The 15950-nt window shown below is 43.1% G+C and carries 12 protein-coding genes; 1 reads left to right on the top strand and 11 read right to left on the bottom strand.

The genetic code is table 11. The features are described from left to right. Positions 1-89: 89 nt before the first annotated feature. Positions 90-1721 (top strand): ABC-F family ATP-binding cassette domain-containing protein, encoded by a 1632-nt coding sequence (locus JKG61_RS01585; protein WP_202101237.1) that lies wholly within the window; start codon positions 90-92, stop codon positions 1719-1721. A gap of 86 nt (positions 1722-1807) precedes the next feature. On the opposite strand, the gene JKG61_RS01580 is transcribed toward JKG61_RS01585, so the two are convergent. From JKG61_RS01580 to JKG61_RS01530, 11 genes are all read right to left on the bottom strand, one after another. Beyond that, the gene (locus JKG61_RS01580) at positions 1808-2380 is read right to left on the bottom strand and encodes a DUF1003 domain-containing protein (RefSeq protein ID WP_202101236.1); all 573 of its coding nucleotides are present in this window, start codon (positions 2378-2380) and stop codon (positions 1808-1810) included. Positions 2381-2529: 149 nt separating this feature from the next. After that, complete coding sequence (locus tag JKG61_RS01575) at positions 2530-3693, bottom strand: serine hydrolase domain-containing protein (protein WP_202101235.1); 1164 nt, start codon at positions 3691-3693, stop codon at positions 2530-2532. A 330-nt stretch (positions 3694-4023) separates the two neighbouring features. Beyond that, positions 4024-5538, bottom strand: a complete 1515-nt coding sequence (locus JKG61_RS01570; protein ID WP_202101234.1) for a glutamate racemase — start codon at positions 5536-5538, stop codon at positions 4024-4026. Further along, positions 5535-7073 carry an N-acyl-D-amino-acid deacylase family protein gene (locus JKG61_RS01565; RefSeq protein ID WP_202101233.1) on the bottom strand — a complete coding sequence of 513 codons (1539 nt, stop codon included), beginning with the start codon at positions 7071-7073 and terminating at the stop codon, positions 5535-5537. Before JKG61_RS01565 ends, JKG61_RS01570 begins: the two co-directional genes overlap by 4 nt. 32 nt (positions 7074-7105) lie before the next feature. Beyond that, positions 7106-8827: a gamma-glutamyltransferase gene (ggt, locus tag JKG61_RS01560; protein WP_202101232.1), complete on the bottom strand. Its 1722-nt coding sequence runs from the start codon at positions 8825-8827 to the stop codon at positions 7106-7108. Positions 8828-8869: 42 nt separating this feature from the next. Further along, positions 8870-10021 carry a hypothetical protein gene (locus JKG61_RS01555; RefSeq protein ID WP_202101231.1) on the bottom strand — a complete coding sequence of 384 codons (1152 nt, stop codon included), beginning with the start codon at positions 10019-10021 and terminating at the stop codon, positions 8870-8872. A 20-nt stretch (positions 10022-10041) separates the two neighbouring features. Beyond that, a complete protein-coding gene (locus JKG61_RS01550) occupies positions 10042-11643 on the bottom strand; it encodes an N-acyl-D-amino-acid deacylase family protein (RefSeq protein WP_202101230.1) in 1602 nt (533 codons plus the stop codon). A 3-nt stretch (positions 11644-11646) separates the two neighbouring features. After that, on the bottom strand, positions 11647-12570 hold the full coding sequence (locus JKG61_RS01545) for a hypothetical protein (protein ID WP_202101229.1): 924 nt from the start codon (positions 12568-12570) through the stop codon (positions 11647-11649). Continuing rightward, the gene (locus JKG61_RS01540) at positions 12570-13490 is read right to left on the bottom strand and encodes an N-formylglutamate amidohydrolase (protein WP_202101228.1); all 921 of its coding nucleotides are present in this window, start codon (positions 13488-13490) and stop codon (positions 12570-12572) included. The genes JKG61_RS01545 and JKG61_RS01540 overlap by 1 nt, the downstream gene beginning before the upstream one ends. After that, entirely contained in the window at positions 13487-14104 is a 618-nt protein-coding gene (locus JKG61_RS01535; RefSeq protein WP_202101227.1) for a hypothetical protein, read from the bottom strand. The genes JKG61_RS01540 and JKG61_RS01535 overlap by 4 nt, the downstream gene beginning before the upstream one ends. A gap of 93 nt (positions 14105-14197) precedes the next feature. Then, positions 14198-15949, bottom strand: a complete 1752-nt coding sequence (locus JKG61_RS01530) for a hypothetical protein (RefSeq protein ID WP_202101226.1) — start codon at positions 15947-15949, stop codon at positions 14198-14200. Position 15950: the final 1 nt, after the last annotated feature.

The raw sequence follows: 15950 nt of genomic DNA, 5'->3' as shown, positions 1-15950 counted from the left end.
TTTTTTTTGCTAGCGACTATCTCAAATCTGATATCCGACATCTAACTTCTAAATACTATCTTTGCAACTTATTTTAACATAGGCGTATCGTGATCAACGTAAATAATGTCTCCGTATCATTTGGAGGGACAACTCTTTTTAGCGATGTATCTTTTTCTATCAATGAAAATGATAAAATAGCCCTTATGGGCAAGAATGGTGCTGGCAAGTCCACTTTATTAAAAATCATTGCCGGTGCCGGCAAACCTACAAGCGGTAACGTATCAGGACCGAAAGATGCTGTCATCGCCTACTTGCCACAACATTTGTTAACGCAGGACAATATGACTGTCTTTGAAGAAACCTCAAAAGCTTTTGAAGAAGTCTATCAGATGCGTGATGAATTAGAAGCACTGAATGAACAGCTAAACGTACGTACCGATTATGAAACGGACGACTACATGAAGCTAATCGAACGTGTGTCCGAACTCAGTGAAAAGTTCTACTCTATTGAAGAGACCAATTACGATGCTGAAGTTGAAAAAGTACTCAAAGGATTGGGCTTCGAGCGTACAGATTTTACACGTCAGACCTCAGAGTTCTCTGGAGGATGGCGCATGCGCATCGAACTGGCCAAAATTTTATTAAAAAAGCCAGACTTAATCCTTCTCGATGAGCCGACCAACCACATGGATATCGAGAGTATTCAATGGTTAGAGGATTTTTTAATCAATTCGGCCAAAGCCGTCATTGTAATCTCCCACGATAGAGCATTCGTAGACAATATCACCAACCGTACCATCGAAGTAACAATGGGACGTATCTACGATTACAAAGCAAAATACAGTCATTACCTAGAACTCCGTAAGGATCGTCGTTTGCATCAATTAAAAGCATACGAAGAACAGCAAAGGTTCATAGCGGATAACCAAGAATTTATCGACCGCTTTAGAGGGACTTATTCCAAAACCTTACAAGTACAGTCCCGGGTTAAAATGTTGGAAAAACTAGAAATAATAGAGATAGACGAAGTCGATACGTCAGCCCTACGTTTAAAATTTCCGCCTTCGCCCCGTTCAGGCCAGTACCCTGTAATGGTAGAAGAGCTCACCAAAAAGTACGGTGACCATGTGGTATTCGAAAAAGCAGCGATGGTCATAGAACGTGGAGAGAAAGTTGCCTTTGTCGGTAAGAATGGTGAAGGTAAATCAACCATGATCAAAGCTATTATGGGTGAAATAGACTTCGAAGGAAGCCTAAAAGTAGGTCATAACGCAAAAATAGGTTATTTCGCACAAAACCAAGCAGCCCTACTCGATGAGGAATTAACCGTATTTGAAACTATTGATCAGATTGCTGTAGGTGATGTACGTGTCAAGATCAAAGATATGTTGGGCGCCTTTATGTTCAGTGGCGACGACACCACTAAAAAAGTAAAAGTCTTATCAGGCGGTGAAAAAACCAGATTAGCGATGATTAAACTCCTTTTGGAGCCCGTCAACGTATTGATACTCGATGAGCCTACCAATCATTTGGATATGAAGACCAAAGACATTATCAAAGACGCACTTCAGGATTTTGATGGTACTCTTATTTTAGTGTCCCACGATAGGGATTTCCTCGATGGACTAGCAACCAAAGTATTTGAATTTGGAAATAAACGTGTTCGTGAACACTTTGAAGATATAAAAGGGTTCTTAGAATATAAAAAAATGAACAGTTTAAAGGATATCGAACGTTAAGCCTATTTCCGTTCATCCTTCATATTTGACCACTTATCAATACGTTTGATACAGTGGTCAATTTTTTTTGGCGATATACGAACCCATTACACGTCTCTTTCACCCAATTTATGCTCTAATTTTTCAACCTTATGATACAACTGTTTGATTAGCTTATACTGTTGCTGTTGCGTATCGTATAGGCCCTTAATTTGCTCTTCAAGTAAAATATCCATCTTTTGATGAAGACTACGTATTTCCAGTTCAGCTTTTAGATTCACCAAGTAGTCATTTTCACCCCGCATTCGATCCTTTTCCTCTTGCCTATTCTGGCTCATCATAATAATTGGTGCTTGCAATGCTGCTACACAGGAAAGCACAAGATTCATCAGAATAAAAGGATAAGGGTCAAATTGTTCGTTTTTCAGGGCAAGCGTATTAAAAGCAATCCACACCAGCAGAATAACAATAAAAATAATTATAAAACGCCAACTTCCCCCAAATTGGGCTACTCTATCCGATATGCGCTGCCCTCTACTCAAAACCTCTTTGGGAGGATGAACCAAACGATCTACAATAAGTGCTTCCTCCTCCATAGTCTGCTTAACGATCTCATGGAGTTTACGTATATTATCATTATTTTTTTCAACGATAGCATCTAATTCTTTACGATCGCTCATTTCGTGCTTTTTTTAAATCTGATCATTAAATCTACTTTCAAAGAAACCAAATAAAGATAATAATAAAACACAAAAAAATCAGGTATCATTTATTAAACGACACCTGATTACAACGGGGTCTATAGACATTAAGCCCCCCTCTCTTAACTTTACTCCTCTATAAAGCAGCGATATAACGTATTAACAACCTCCTTTTGCAAAGCTACATAGCCATCCGTTTGTAAGGTATGATCCATCCCATTGATGATCACGACAAACCCAAACTTCTTATGTGGCTCAAAAAACATGGCACTGCGTAATCCCGATGCCGACCCCGTATGACCAATCATGGTTTCTCCTGCAATTAGATCCTTGGCTATACGTATTGCCAACCCGTACTGACGTGTCTCACTAACTTCAGCAAAAGGCTTTTGCATCAAAGCAGAGGAAGGTTCCGACAGAATTCTATGCCCATTATAAATACCATAATTCATATGCATCTGCATATACCTAGCGAGATCCAATGCTGATATTTTCATGCCTCCTGTAGGCGAAAAACGTGCGCCGGTATAACCGATGACATAATCTTTGGTATCTAATCTACGATAAGCCACATCTGATTTAGTAAAATCACCCGTTTTCGAGTCAAATACATACAATGAAGCAAATTTCGAATGATCTAGCGAATCGATATTAAAACCCGCGTTTTTAATACCCAAAGGGTTCAAAATCTGCTCTCGGATCACAATGTCAAATCTTTTCCCCTGCAGTTTTTCTAAAATAGCGCCTGCCAGGTTATACCCCATATTGCAATAGACATGCTTAGCGCCTGGAGGATAGTCGCTATAGCTCTTGGCGTAAGTTGGGTTTTTATCGGGATTGATGATATCTAAGCTGCTGTATTTTTGTGAATCATTCATACTTGACGTGTGTGAGAGCAACATTTCCAAGGTAATGACCTTTTCCGGAAAATTAGGGTTTACTACCGGAAACCCAATCAGGTCACTAACATTATCCTGTAGGCTGACCTGTCCCTTTTCGACTAATTTCAATAGAGATGAGGTGGTAAAAGATTTGGAAATAGAAGCTATACGAAATATATGATCGTCTTCCAATACCGACTTCGTCTCTAAATCACTATAACCTAGCGATTTATTATAAACCACCTTATTATCCTTGATCACGACTACGGCCATTCCTATACCGTTATTCTCTGCCATGATCATTTTCAGTTCATTCTCCAGGTCTTTTCCACCGGACTGAGCCAATACCTGGGTACTCCCTAGTAATAATAAGGAGAATGCTAAGGTAAAGTAAGTTTTAAGTCTATTCATATCTATCATATTTCAACCGTTATCAGATTTCTTTATTACATACGTAGATAGATGCAAATTTAGTTCTATCCAGAGAGTCCACGTTAAATCCAGCCTTTATCACCAACCCGTTCTAACAACTATTTAAGGATGACGATTTCAAGTTGACATCCCTCCCAGACTACGCTCCTCTCACGTCTACCGCCTCGTAGCTAGCAATGACAGTTTCTAAATCCCATTCGAGCTTAGCCCATATTCGCATGTGCATTTATTGGCATACCGTATAGTACGCATACACATAGCAAGTCGAGCGTTCTTCTTAACCGATCTACCTTCCGTATCATCTTCCTATTATTTTATACTGTTGTCATGCTTTTGGCTAAAGTTACGTATCAACTCAAAAGTCTTCGGTATGACCTGCCGGAACCGGTCTAGTGTTTCCCTAGAAATATTCTGATTGGCAAAAGGCACAGCTTTTACATACTCCTGTATCTCTCCCGCCGTTCGTCCATATTTATAATCATAGGTAAATCGGCCGGCGCTGTCCAATTGTATATTCTTATTTGAGGTATTGGGGACCGAAATAAAAAACTCACTGTTTGCCAGCATATCGCCATGGTCATTAAACAATTGACGTTCCTTCAGCGTATCGAACAACTCCTTCGCGACATAGACCGACGGGTCCACGATATGTATCTGATCGCTGATCAGTGCCTTGTACGGATATCTCTTGCTTTCTTCATCATAGAAGTTCCGCAGTTCGTCCAATACTGTTTGAATTTCCCGGATCATATATGGATAGTGTGTGCATCCCAATATCAGTGCTTTCAAAGGTTGAGGATTGTCCAGTTTCTGTAGGTTGTTGAGCATCGACACCAAATGATACCGCACATAGTTTTCCGGCGAGTTGATCTGTAAGATATTACAGTCATCTGTGTTTTTAGTATCACACAGCATCTGGTTGTCTTCAAAATTGAAATTATAAGCCTCTAAATATTTTTTATCTATCCGGTGCTTGTCATCACTGAGCGAAGGCCCCCGGTAAGCATCACGAGGCTTATTTACCGTTCTATCGATATAGTCCACCTCTTCATCTACCGCTTCGGCTAGTCCGTGTCCACCTTGGTTAACAATCTGGAGACGGCCTGTATACCCTTGTTCTTTCACTGCTGATAAAATGGTTTTCTCGTACCCTTCGGAAGCGATAGTACCGACCGTAGCAAAAACTCCGATGGTACCATTCTCATCTTTGGCAAACTGGGCTAACGTACCCTTTACTGCAGCATTGATCACCCCGATGATAGGAACATTTACCCCCGCTTTCTCCACGAACTCCAAAGCCTCTTTATAACCGTAGGCTGTCGCCGTATTACAAGCTACTACGATAGCTTTGACGGGCCTCTTAGTAATCAGCTCTCTTTCGGCCAATAAGGAATAATACTTATTGCCTAACAAAAACTGAAAATCCTTAATGATATGCTCCTGCAATAAATCGGTTTTGCCCGAAGCGTGGTAATTGCCATACGGCATATTGGCCTGATCGGCCAGATATATAAAATCTTCGCGCTGAAAATCAGCTACTCCGTCAGCTCCATTCTGTCTGTCTGTGTTGTTATACTCATCAAATCTCACAATCGCGTCCAATACAGTCAACCCTCCCGTTCCCGAATCGAACACCCCTATCGGTAGTTCTTTGAGTACACTCGGATACTGCCCAAAGTTTACAAAATAAAAACTGGAGCTATCTTCCAAGATAGCTTTCTCTATGGGCAATAATGCTACTTCTTCGGTTTCCTTCTTAGGTTGGAAACAAGAGATTATACCGCCTGACAAAAGCGCCAGTAATACAATATTCAATTTTCTCATTGTGCTTTTTTTATGGTTTTTCCCGGTAATTCTTTGGTAAAATCTCTTTCTGCTATGACAGGCTCTCCATTGACGAATACATACCTCATACCTTCTGAAAGATAATCAATATTAACCAGATCCGAATGCGCCTTTACCTCTTCGGGTTTAAACAGAATGATGTCGGCATAATACCCTTCTTTGATCTCCCCACGGCTTGGAATCTTAAATTTTTTAGCAGTCATTCCAGTCGCACGATGTATAGCCCATTCCAGTGGAAATATCTCTTTTGCCATACAAAAGTTCTCCACAATCTGGGTAAACGTGGCATATGTCCTCGGGTGGAAGCCGCCGCCGTCAGATCCTGTCATAACCCAAGGCTCCTTAGAGAAACTGATAATATCTTGCTCATCCATCGAAAAACTCATCCCACTGACCGCAGGGTGTTCTTTCAATAACTTGACACCGACCTCTTCTATAGGCATTTTCCATTCCTGACATAGGTCATATAGTGACTTACCGTTCAGATGTTGTATTTTCTTGTCCAACGAAGAGATTACGACCCGCTTGTTCTGCTCGTCCGTTCTCTTTTTTAGAAATGTCTTTATTTTTTTCAGATCGTTGGGATCACTGAGGCGGTTAACCATCTTGGCATTCCCTCCGGCCAGTGCCCATTTGGGTAGCAAACCATTCTTCAACCCAGTCAGTGAGGCCACAAAGGGATACTGATTCGCTGTAATATCCAGACCTGCCGCACGCTCTTTGTTGATCAGATCGATCACTTCAGTAGATCTTCCCCAATTGTCCATCCCGCTGACTTTGATATGCGATATATGTACCGGTAGTGCGGCAGTCTGACCGATCGATATGACCTCACGCACACTATTAATAATATTTCCGCTTTCAGATCGCATATGTGTGTCATATATGCCTCCGTATTTTGCGGCAACTTTAGATAATTCAATGATTTCCGGAGTCTCCGACCATATCTGTGGAACGTAGAGTAGCCCCGTAGACAGTCCTAGTGCACCTTCCTGCATCCCTTGCTCCACTAAAAGTTTCATCTCTTCGAGATCAGCTTTGTCCGGTTGTACCACGTCATTACCTAATACCCGGCTTCTTATGGGGCCAAACCCCACAAAAGCCGCTACATTTGCACCCATACCTTTCTGCTCATACAGGTTAAACTCTTTGTTGATCTCGTATGTCCCGAACCCATCACTGCCTACAAATACTGTCGTCACCCCTTGAGCGATCCAAGGATACAGGTATTTGGTGTTATCATCTTTTAGCCACCGGTCGGCATGTGTATGAGGATCTATAAATCCCGGAGACAGCACATACCCTGTACCATCAATGGTATGCTTCGCCTCCATTAAGGTATCTAGCCCCACGTAGGCTACTTTATCGTTGCGTATACCTACACTACGTTTGGCTCCTGCCGCCCCTGTTCCGTCGTATACCGTAGCATTTTTTATAAAATAATCAAAAACTTCTTGTTGTGCAGCCAATATCCCTGGACAAAGTAGTCCCAACGCTAAAATCACCTTTTTCATGCCGTGTATATTAATTTCCCATTGCTTTACTCTTACCACCCTGCTACACTATCGTCTCCCCGATTGTCACCCACAGCTTCGATCTTACCATCACGGACTAATAGTACCTCGGTACGGCCGATATTTTCCCTTTCTTTGAACACATACCCCAGTGCTTCTACCTCTTTTCTCGCCTGCGGATCAAAATCCTTTTCTATATAGATAAGGTCTGGCATCCACTGGTGGTGAAATTTGGGTTTGTTGACCGCGTCATAGGCAGACATATCAAAATCCAAAAGATTGACTAAAGTCTGGAATACCGACGTGATAATAGTAGAACCACCTGGTGTACCTACAACCGCATACGGCTTTCCGTCCTTCTTCACGATGGTCGGCGACATCGCGCTCAGCATCCGCTTGCCTGGGGCGATAGAGTTAGCCTCTGTACCCAACAATCCGAATTTATTCGGTACGCCCGGCTTAGCGCTGAAGTCGTCCATCTCATTGTTCAAAATAAAACCTGCTCCACCGACGACCACACGACTGCCATAAGCACCGTTGATCGTAGTCGTCAAAGACACCATATTTCCATCTTTGTCAATGATAGAAAAATGCGTAGTCTCTTCTTTCTCTTTGACTAATCCCGCTTTTATATGTTCACTCCTAGAAGCTTGGAGAGGCGTAAAGTCGGCCATGCGGGATCTCACATACATCGTATCCACCAATTTAGCAACAGGTACGTCCACAAAATCCGGATCTCCCATGTATTCTGTCCTATCTGCGTAGGCTCTGCGTTCTACTTCTACCATGAGATTGATCGCTTCTTTGCTTTGAAAGCCATACTGTTCGATGGGATATGGCTTGATCATCTCCATCATTTGTTGAATAACCAATCCTCCACTGGATGGGAGCCCCATAGTTATAATCTCGTAACCTTTATAGTCAAATACAATAGGTTTACGCTCTTGTGCCACATAATCCTTCAGATCCTGCTCGCTTATGATCCCACCTCCTCTCTTCATCTCCTCAACGATCAGACGAGCCGTTTCTCCTTCATAGAATCCTTTGGATCCGTGCTGCTGTATACGCTTCAGCGTCTCCGCCAGATCGCTTTGTATTAGCGTATCCTTGTCCTGCCAAGGCTGTTCTTTAACAAAAGCAGGAGTTTGTGTATTGTACTTGACAAAGTCAGTTTTCATTCTATTCAGACCTTTAGCTTCACGCTCGGTGATCGTAAAGCCTTTTTCGGCCAGATCAATCGCTGGCTGGATCAGCTTTTTGAAATCCATCGTTCCGAATTTATTGTAGGCCAACTCCATACCGGCCACTGAGCCTGGTACACCCGAAGCCAAATGCCCGTTCTGGCTTTTGCTCAGATCAGCATTGCCCAATGAATCGAGGTACATATCTCGATGTGCACTTCCCGGTGCCTTTTCTCTAAAATCGATAGTATAAGACTGTCCTTCTTTTGTGTGTACCACCATAAAACCTCCTCCACCGATATTTCCGGCATTGGGATAGACAACCGCTAACGCATACTGCACCGCTATAGCGGCATCCATAGCTGTGCCTCCCTGTTCCAATATATACCTACCCACTTCACTAGCCAGTGGATGCGCGGAAGAGACTGCGGCATGCTGGAAAGTGTCGTGTTTGACAATCGGATAATTATAGGCATCTACTGCCACAGGTTGCTGCGGGCGGCAGCCCCATACTAAAAATAGACTGATAGTAAAAAATAAAGTACTACGCTTCATATGGTTCTGTAAATTCATGTATCTGTTTTTATTATGATAAAGTGATTCGTTATGTTCTAGTTAATAAGGATAAACGCTATTGGGGAAATTATAATTATACCAATGATTAAGGTACTGGATAATTGCCCGTTTAAATTTATGTGAGGAGCGCGCTATAATCGTCGTATTGTTGCGTACGTTGATCCCAGGCGTTTCTATCTGTATAGCGGAGATATTATCCGCAAACCCAGTCGTAGTTCCAATTTTTGCAGTTCCATACCGTCTTGACAAAAAACCTCCGTTGAAATAAGGACGGCTCTTGGGGGTACCTGCTGCATTTGTCCCGAATCTGTCCGCGTCAAATTCTGGTGCCGGTATAACCGATCCCGGTACTGACGTAACCCCTTCTGCCTCCAATAAGGCCCCCAAACTATAAGGTCCCCGGAGCAATGCAGAAAACGAGACTGTCGGATGGGCACTCGCAAGGCCGGCTATAGTCGATCGGTCTGCATAGCTATCCAATTGGGCATTCTCTTCACCCAGTTCGGTCCCAAGGAGCCCGTAGCCGAGATCCGATTGGTCAATGTATCGTGATAAAATCTGCTTCCCGCTGATGATGGATGTATATGCCTCTTCCTGCTCATGGGCATACCGATGTGCATGTCCGTGCATATCAATAAAAATTCCTCCCATTGTATTTGCTAGATTAGTAGCCATTACGGTACGTGCCAGCAACAGTAGTTCATGGTAACTATCGTAGGTCTTGCGGCCCTCGCTAGCTATCCCGTATCGGGTATCCACATCCTTAGGGTACGTATTAGCGTCCATTCTTCTGCGGTCTATTTCACTCAAGATGACCCAAGGCTGTAGTCCTGTATCAGCCTTAAACAAATCGGCGATCGCGAATGTTAGCGGCTTCGTATTAATATCCCTTCCTGTATTACCTGTAAGCGGGATTACGGGATTTCCTTCGAACATACCATCATGTGGAATACCTAGCAGTAAAGGGACATTTGCGTCACCGACTATCAGCTTAACATAATTTTTGTATCCGTATATCGTATCTCCCGCTTGGTACCATGCACCATTATATTCCACAACACCACTTTGCGACAACCGAGCGGCCTTCTCTTCGGAAAGCAATGCATACCCTGGCGTGCAGGTACAGAATGTGATCGGTATCATCAGACATAGCAGGCTTCCTACGAAAACAACCTGTAATGATTTTTTCATTCTTCTTCTAGCGCTCATTTTCAGTTCTGTGTATATTTTTTCTTATCTTTTTTGAGATCTTGGTTTAGTCGTAATGTTCTTCCAGCTAACGCTTTGGTATATTCTCCCCTATCAATCGTAAGCTTACCGTTGACCCAAACATATTCTATTCCTGTAGCCAGTTGTTCTGTCTTCCCGAAAACTGCTTTATCCGCTATTGTTTTAGGATCAAACAAGACAATATCTGCATAATGCCCTTCTCGGATAAATCCCCGATCTCTGATGTGGAGTGTTTTGGCAGTAAGTCCTGACGATTTATGGATGGCCTGCGCCAATGAAAGTACATTTTTGTCTATCGCATAGCGCCGTATTAGCCGAGGAAAGGTTCCAAATGCACGCGGGTGTCCGTCGCCACCGTCGGATCCCACCATGACCCAGGGCTCACGCATAAAGTTTAACAGATCTTCTTCTGTCATACTGAAAGAATGTACAGATGGCGACCTGTCTTTTAGAATTTCTAGGACAGCGGCCTCTGGCGATATATTCCATATCTTGGCCACCTCCGCTATCGATTTGTTATCTAGAAAGGGATCCGAAGGTATGGAGAGGAGCAGCTTTTCTGCCGTCCCTGTACGTACGCGGATCATTTCGCCGATCCCCCTCAGGATACTATCCCGGAGGGATGGATCGTGAAAATGTTTCTTCATTGCAGACAAACCTCCGTCACGCACCCAAGGCGGTACCACTGCCGCACTCAGCGAGGTGCGTGACGCCACATAAGGGTATTGATTGGCTGTAGCTTTTATTCCTTTTTTTTGCGCTTCCTCCACCATACGGATGATCTCCAAGCTCTTACCCCACGAAGGAGTACCCAATACTTTTATATGTGAAATATGCACCGGTATATTCGCTTTTTCCCCGATTTCCAACACTTCCTTGACCGAGTTGATTACGCCCACACTCTGTTGCCCTTCATCCCGTTGGTGGGTATCATATATCCCGCCATAAGCCGCAGCTACCTTCGAAAGTTCGATCACTTCATCGGTGGAAGAGAAAAATCCAGGGGTATAGAATAGCCCCGTGGAGAGACCGAAAGCACCTTCTTTCATGCCCTGTTCTACGAGTACTTTCATTTGCTCAATCTGTGCATCAGATGCTTCAATATTTCGGAAGCCTATTACTTTGGTCCGCACCGTGCCGTGAGGTACGAATAGCGCTGCGTTCACACCTATACCATCCTGTTGCCATTGCTCCAATGTCTCCCCTATGGGCATAGGCCCAGAGCCGTCGTTGCCCATAAATATAGTCGTCACACCTTGTTTAAGTACCCGCAATACAGCACGCTTTCCAGCATCTTCACTCATCAGACTCCCATTATGATGGGTATGCGGATCTATAAAACCTGGTGCGAGATATAATCCTACAGCATCAATGACACGCTTCGCTTTCAAACCTTCTTCCTTACCGACAAATAGTATTCGGTCTTTACATATGCCGACATCCAGCTGTACCGAATCACTGCCAGTACCATCAAACACCCATGCATTCTTAATGAGGACATCCAGCTTGTCTGTACGCTGTGCCCTCGATACAAAAACCGAGAACAATATCAAACATACTATACTGAAAATTCTTCCTATCATTTTTTATCGATTTATTATTTCTATCGATTCCACCAATCGTTTGGCAAACTCCATTCTTCGCTCCTCTGTATTCCTGGAATCTCTATTCGATTCAATCTGGAAGCCGTACACCTGCGGGTATTTGCCAGATGTGGCCAACCTGGTATTATCTCCTCCAGTAAAATAATCATCTCCCGCTGCGGGGATTGGGTCTCGCTTACTCGGCACCGATGGGAATCCCTTGTCCTGCATAAGTGTACCAAAAGCATAGTCCCCGATCAATGCTTCCTGTATCCCCAAGGTCGGCCTCATGTTTAATAAATTAGCGTAGGAAGATGCTTCAGTTATTTTCGGTAGATCCCACCCCTTGGTTATATAATCTAATTGTGTAGCCGTCAAATTGTACCCTAGTTCCAACCGCTGCTTCGCGTGGCCATGTGCATGCAAGTCTATAAAAAGCGTCTTTCCATAGTTCTCTGATGAATACCGTAATAAGGAGTCCAGGTAATCGTGGTAAAAACGCCAAGTCGGTTCCAAGGTTTTGTCAGCACACAGCGCTTTGTCCAACGTTCGATTTTGATCGATCTTCTTACGGGACAAATGGCTGATCACTACAAACGGTGTTTTGTTCAATTTTTGCTTGAATTCCTGCTGTATCGCTCTCACCATCTCTATCGTCCAAGTGTCCAATACAGTGGTACTGCCAGAGCAGGTCCGATCCGGTATGTGATCGGGTTGGATACTCCCTCCGTGAGGTACACTTAATACCAAAGGGTAGTCGCCAATCACAACCTCTGTCCAGCCCTCGGCATCCTTAATCACTTTACCGGCTGCCCAACCATAAAAATCACTTTTCGATTCTCCTTCCTCCTGGCTCGGAGCATCTTTAGCACATGAAATGGCTAGAAATAAAAGGCAACAAAGACCGGTATAACTAGATCTCTTCATTATATATTCTTTATAAATTCCCAGTACGTCTTAGCAAAAGCTTCTGCAAACTTCTTTCTATTTGAATCGGTATCCCTAATTCCCTTGAAGTGAAATTCAATTTGTACTCCAAAGACATACGGAAAATCAGCTGCAGTAAACTTACGCGTAAGGTGTCCACCCGAAAAAAAAGCTTCTCCTTCTTGAGGATGCGGATCCTGCAAAGATGGTGTAGCGCATACCCCATTCTTTTCCAGCAAGGTGCCAAAAGCAAACGTTCCGAACAGCATATCGTAAAAATCCTTGTTGCCACCTTGCGCGAAGTAGTTTGCTAGCGAAGAAGTACCCGGCATTTTGTCGGTATTTTTGTGATTATAGGCTGATGTTAACTGTTTTGTCGTCAAGTTATACCCCAATTCCAAACGTTGCACTTTATGCGCATGGCCATGTACGTCTACAAAAAAGACTTTTCCATATCGTTTGGCATCCGTAACCACTGCAGCGACTGCACTATGGTAGCTGTGCCAAGCTTTTATTCCTACCGGATCATTGCAAGTAGCTAGTTCAATTTCCCTATTCTGATCCACTTTGCTACGCGAAAGATTGGCAATGACTACATAAGGCCGTTTTCCATACTGCCGATAGAAATGCTCTTGCATAGCCATAGCTAGCTCTTTGGTATTCATATCAATACCTTTGACCACCCGCCCTAAATCTGGGCAATCCCTATCCGGAATCTGTTCGTCTTTAAAACGTCCTCCGTGCGGCACACTCAGCACCAGTGGCAAGTCTCCCTTGATGACTTCTACCCAACCTTCCTTATCCTTGAGTATATCCCCCGATTGGTGACTTACCAGTATATCGAGACCGACGACCTGAGCTTCTACAGAAGTACACAGTAACAAAAAAATAAGACCATAAACAAATGAAAACTTTCTCATCGTGTAACTTTAAAATCAATATCAATCATACCTTTTGTCCCTTCAGTAAGCCCTACCACAAATCCAGCTGCATATAACTGTTTACTCTGACTCCGGAATAGAATGAGATCCCCGATCTCCAATTCAGTAAGACGACGGGAAGGCCCATTACGTAAAATATTATATTCAGGTTCCTCTTTTATCGTTTTCACCGTTTCGAGGTAGAGCCTTTCAATATCATCACCTTTTTTCAACTCTTTGAACAAGCCCTTGTTTTTTTTACCAGACTTTATGACAACCATCATCCCTCTATTCTTTACTTCCCAAGCATTGGCCACCTTATCCTTATAGACGGTTCCAAACTGCGTTATCGAAGTGCTGTTTGGAGTCATCAGGTTTGACTTCGTAGTCTGACCATACGCATAAAGCAAATCAATATCTCCTGGATAGCTCACTTCATCTACCTTATAGACCTTTTCGTTCTTTAAATCGATCAACGAACCATATTCTGCAGTCTGATTATGCCCCCCTACGGCTAGAATAAAACTCTTCACCTTATTACTCTTCTGTGCCCAAACCAATCCGATAGATAAAACGGCTACGAGTGCCAAACAAAAAAAACTCTTCTTTAACATAATATATAGTTTTATAATTACTTTCTTGTTTCAATAGTTTAGACAAAAGCTAACCACACAAATTACAGTTAGCCTTCGCGATATGTGTCCTTTTTAATTCACATCGATTACTTTATATCGGTAAGTTATCGATGTTGCCGTTCTTTCTTTTACTCGTAATGCCACGAGCATTTTTCTGTCCATACAGTGTATAAATATCACGGTCTTTTCAAACATAGGATCAGTACTTGATCCCATCTCCTTCAGACGCTGAACAGGCTCCAGACCTACAGTAGCAGTTTGAAAAGCATTCCACATACTCTGGTCTTCTTTGAGATCATAGTAGAGATCCCACCACTCAGAAGGTGTATTATCTCCTATGTAACCATATATATCTACCGCATTTCGATGTTGCCATTCTGCCATACGTGTTCCCCAAGATGCAGCCCATGCTGCAGCAGCGGAATTGTTTGTCGTCGGAAAAAAATTATTCCCACTGCTACTCCCTCTTACCGACACTACATCCACACTGGACGCATTTGCTTTTCCTTCTTCTTCGGTAGTCCATACCGTTCCAGTTTTAAAATCCACATAGGCCGCCGCCGAAACTACACTTCCCGATGAGGTAAACTCCTTCAGTCGGGGGAGCCCCAATTCTTTCTTGCTGTATACATTAGCCTTTACCTGCCCATCCAAAAATGCTGTACCGATATCAGTCACACGGATTACTCCATAGATATCCCGATCTTCCGAGTGATAGAGTATCAAATCTCCGATTTGCATTCCCTTCACACTTATAGCGGGCCCATATACCTCAGAAGCATAATCGTCGTAAGCTTTGACTATTCCTTCTCCTTCTGCAAAAAGCGCCTTGATCTGACTATTCTTCTGCACAGTATTCCACCTACTTTCAGTATCACTCGACGCTTTTAAGCGTATAAACTTAGTCTTTGTTTTCAACTCCCAATCACTTGCTAGTTCACGTACATCTTCTTGGAGCAACGGAATATTGGCATTCAAAGAAGAAATAACCACGCCCTCTCCATTATTGTACAATACCGCATCTACGACGTGTTGATTATAATAACCCTCACTCATTGTGAATCCCGATCCATTACTTAGATCTAGCAGACTAGCGCCCCTCAATTCCGCGAGACGATCCACCGCTATCTCGAACGGCTCATATAGTTCAGATGGGGATATCGGTTCGACAGCGGTCTCTTCTTTTTTATATACTTTGAACGCCAATGAAACACTCCCTGTATTACCAGCTGTAACAATCTGGACCTTTGCAACAGCATAGACATTTTTGGCAGTCCTAAAAGCAATCAGGTCACCTTCCGTTATATTGCGTAGCTGGGTGTCTTCACCGTGTGAGCGTACATTATAATTGGATTGCGATTCTGCCAATGTCTTCAACTCAGCATAAGCATGCTTTACCGCCTCAGAAGATCTGATATTGTTATAAAAGTCCAGCGGTACTACTGATTTCTCTAACCGCACAAATGTTGTCCGGTTTTTGATAAACCAATTTGCATTAATATTCTTTCCTGTCCCCCATTCCTCCAGTCTAACAGTATTGTCAGGAGACACAAAATTTACAGCTGAGGAAGAACCCCATAGGAATGCAAAGTCAACCTTCTCCGGTTGTTTGGTCGCTTCAGCATAATTATATACTTCTCCAGATCCGATATCAATATAAATCATACCAGATGTTTGTCCTGGGTTACTCAGGGTGACTTCATAAACTGAAACATCTGAATTTGGATCAAACTCTGCCAGGTCTTCTACAAATAGCTTATTCTGACAGCCGAGAACCGCCAGCAGGATTAAGCCAATATATAATTTACTAACTATCGTTTTCATA

Origin of the sequence: Sphingobacterium faecale (genome assembly GCF_016746095.1) — a bacterium.
GTDB classification, from domain to species: Bacteria; Bacteroidota; Bacteroidia; order Sphingobacteriales; family Sphingobacteriaceae; genus Sphingobacterium; species Sphingobacterium faecale.
The sequence above is the reverse complement of the archived record's forward strand: the minus strand, read 5'-3'. Positions and strand labels throughout refer to the sequence as shown.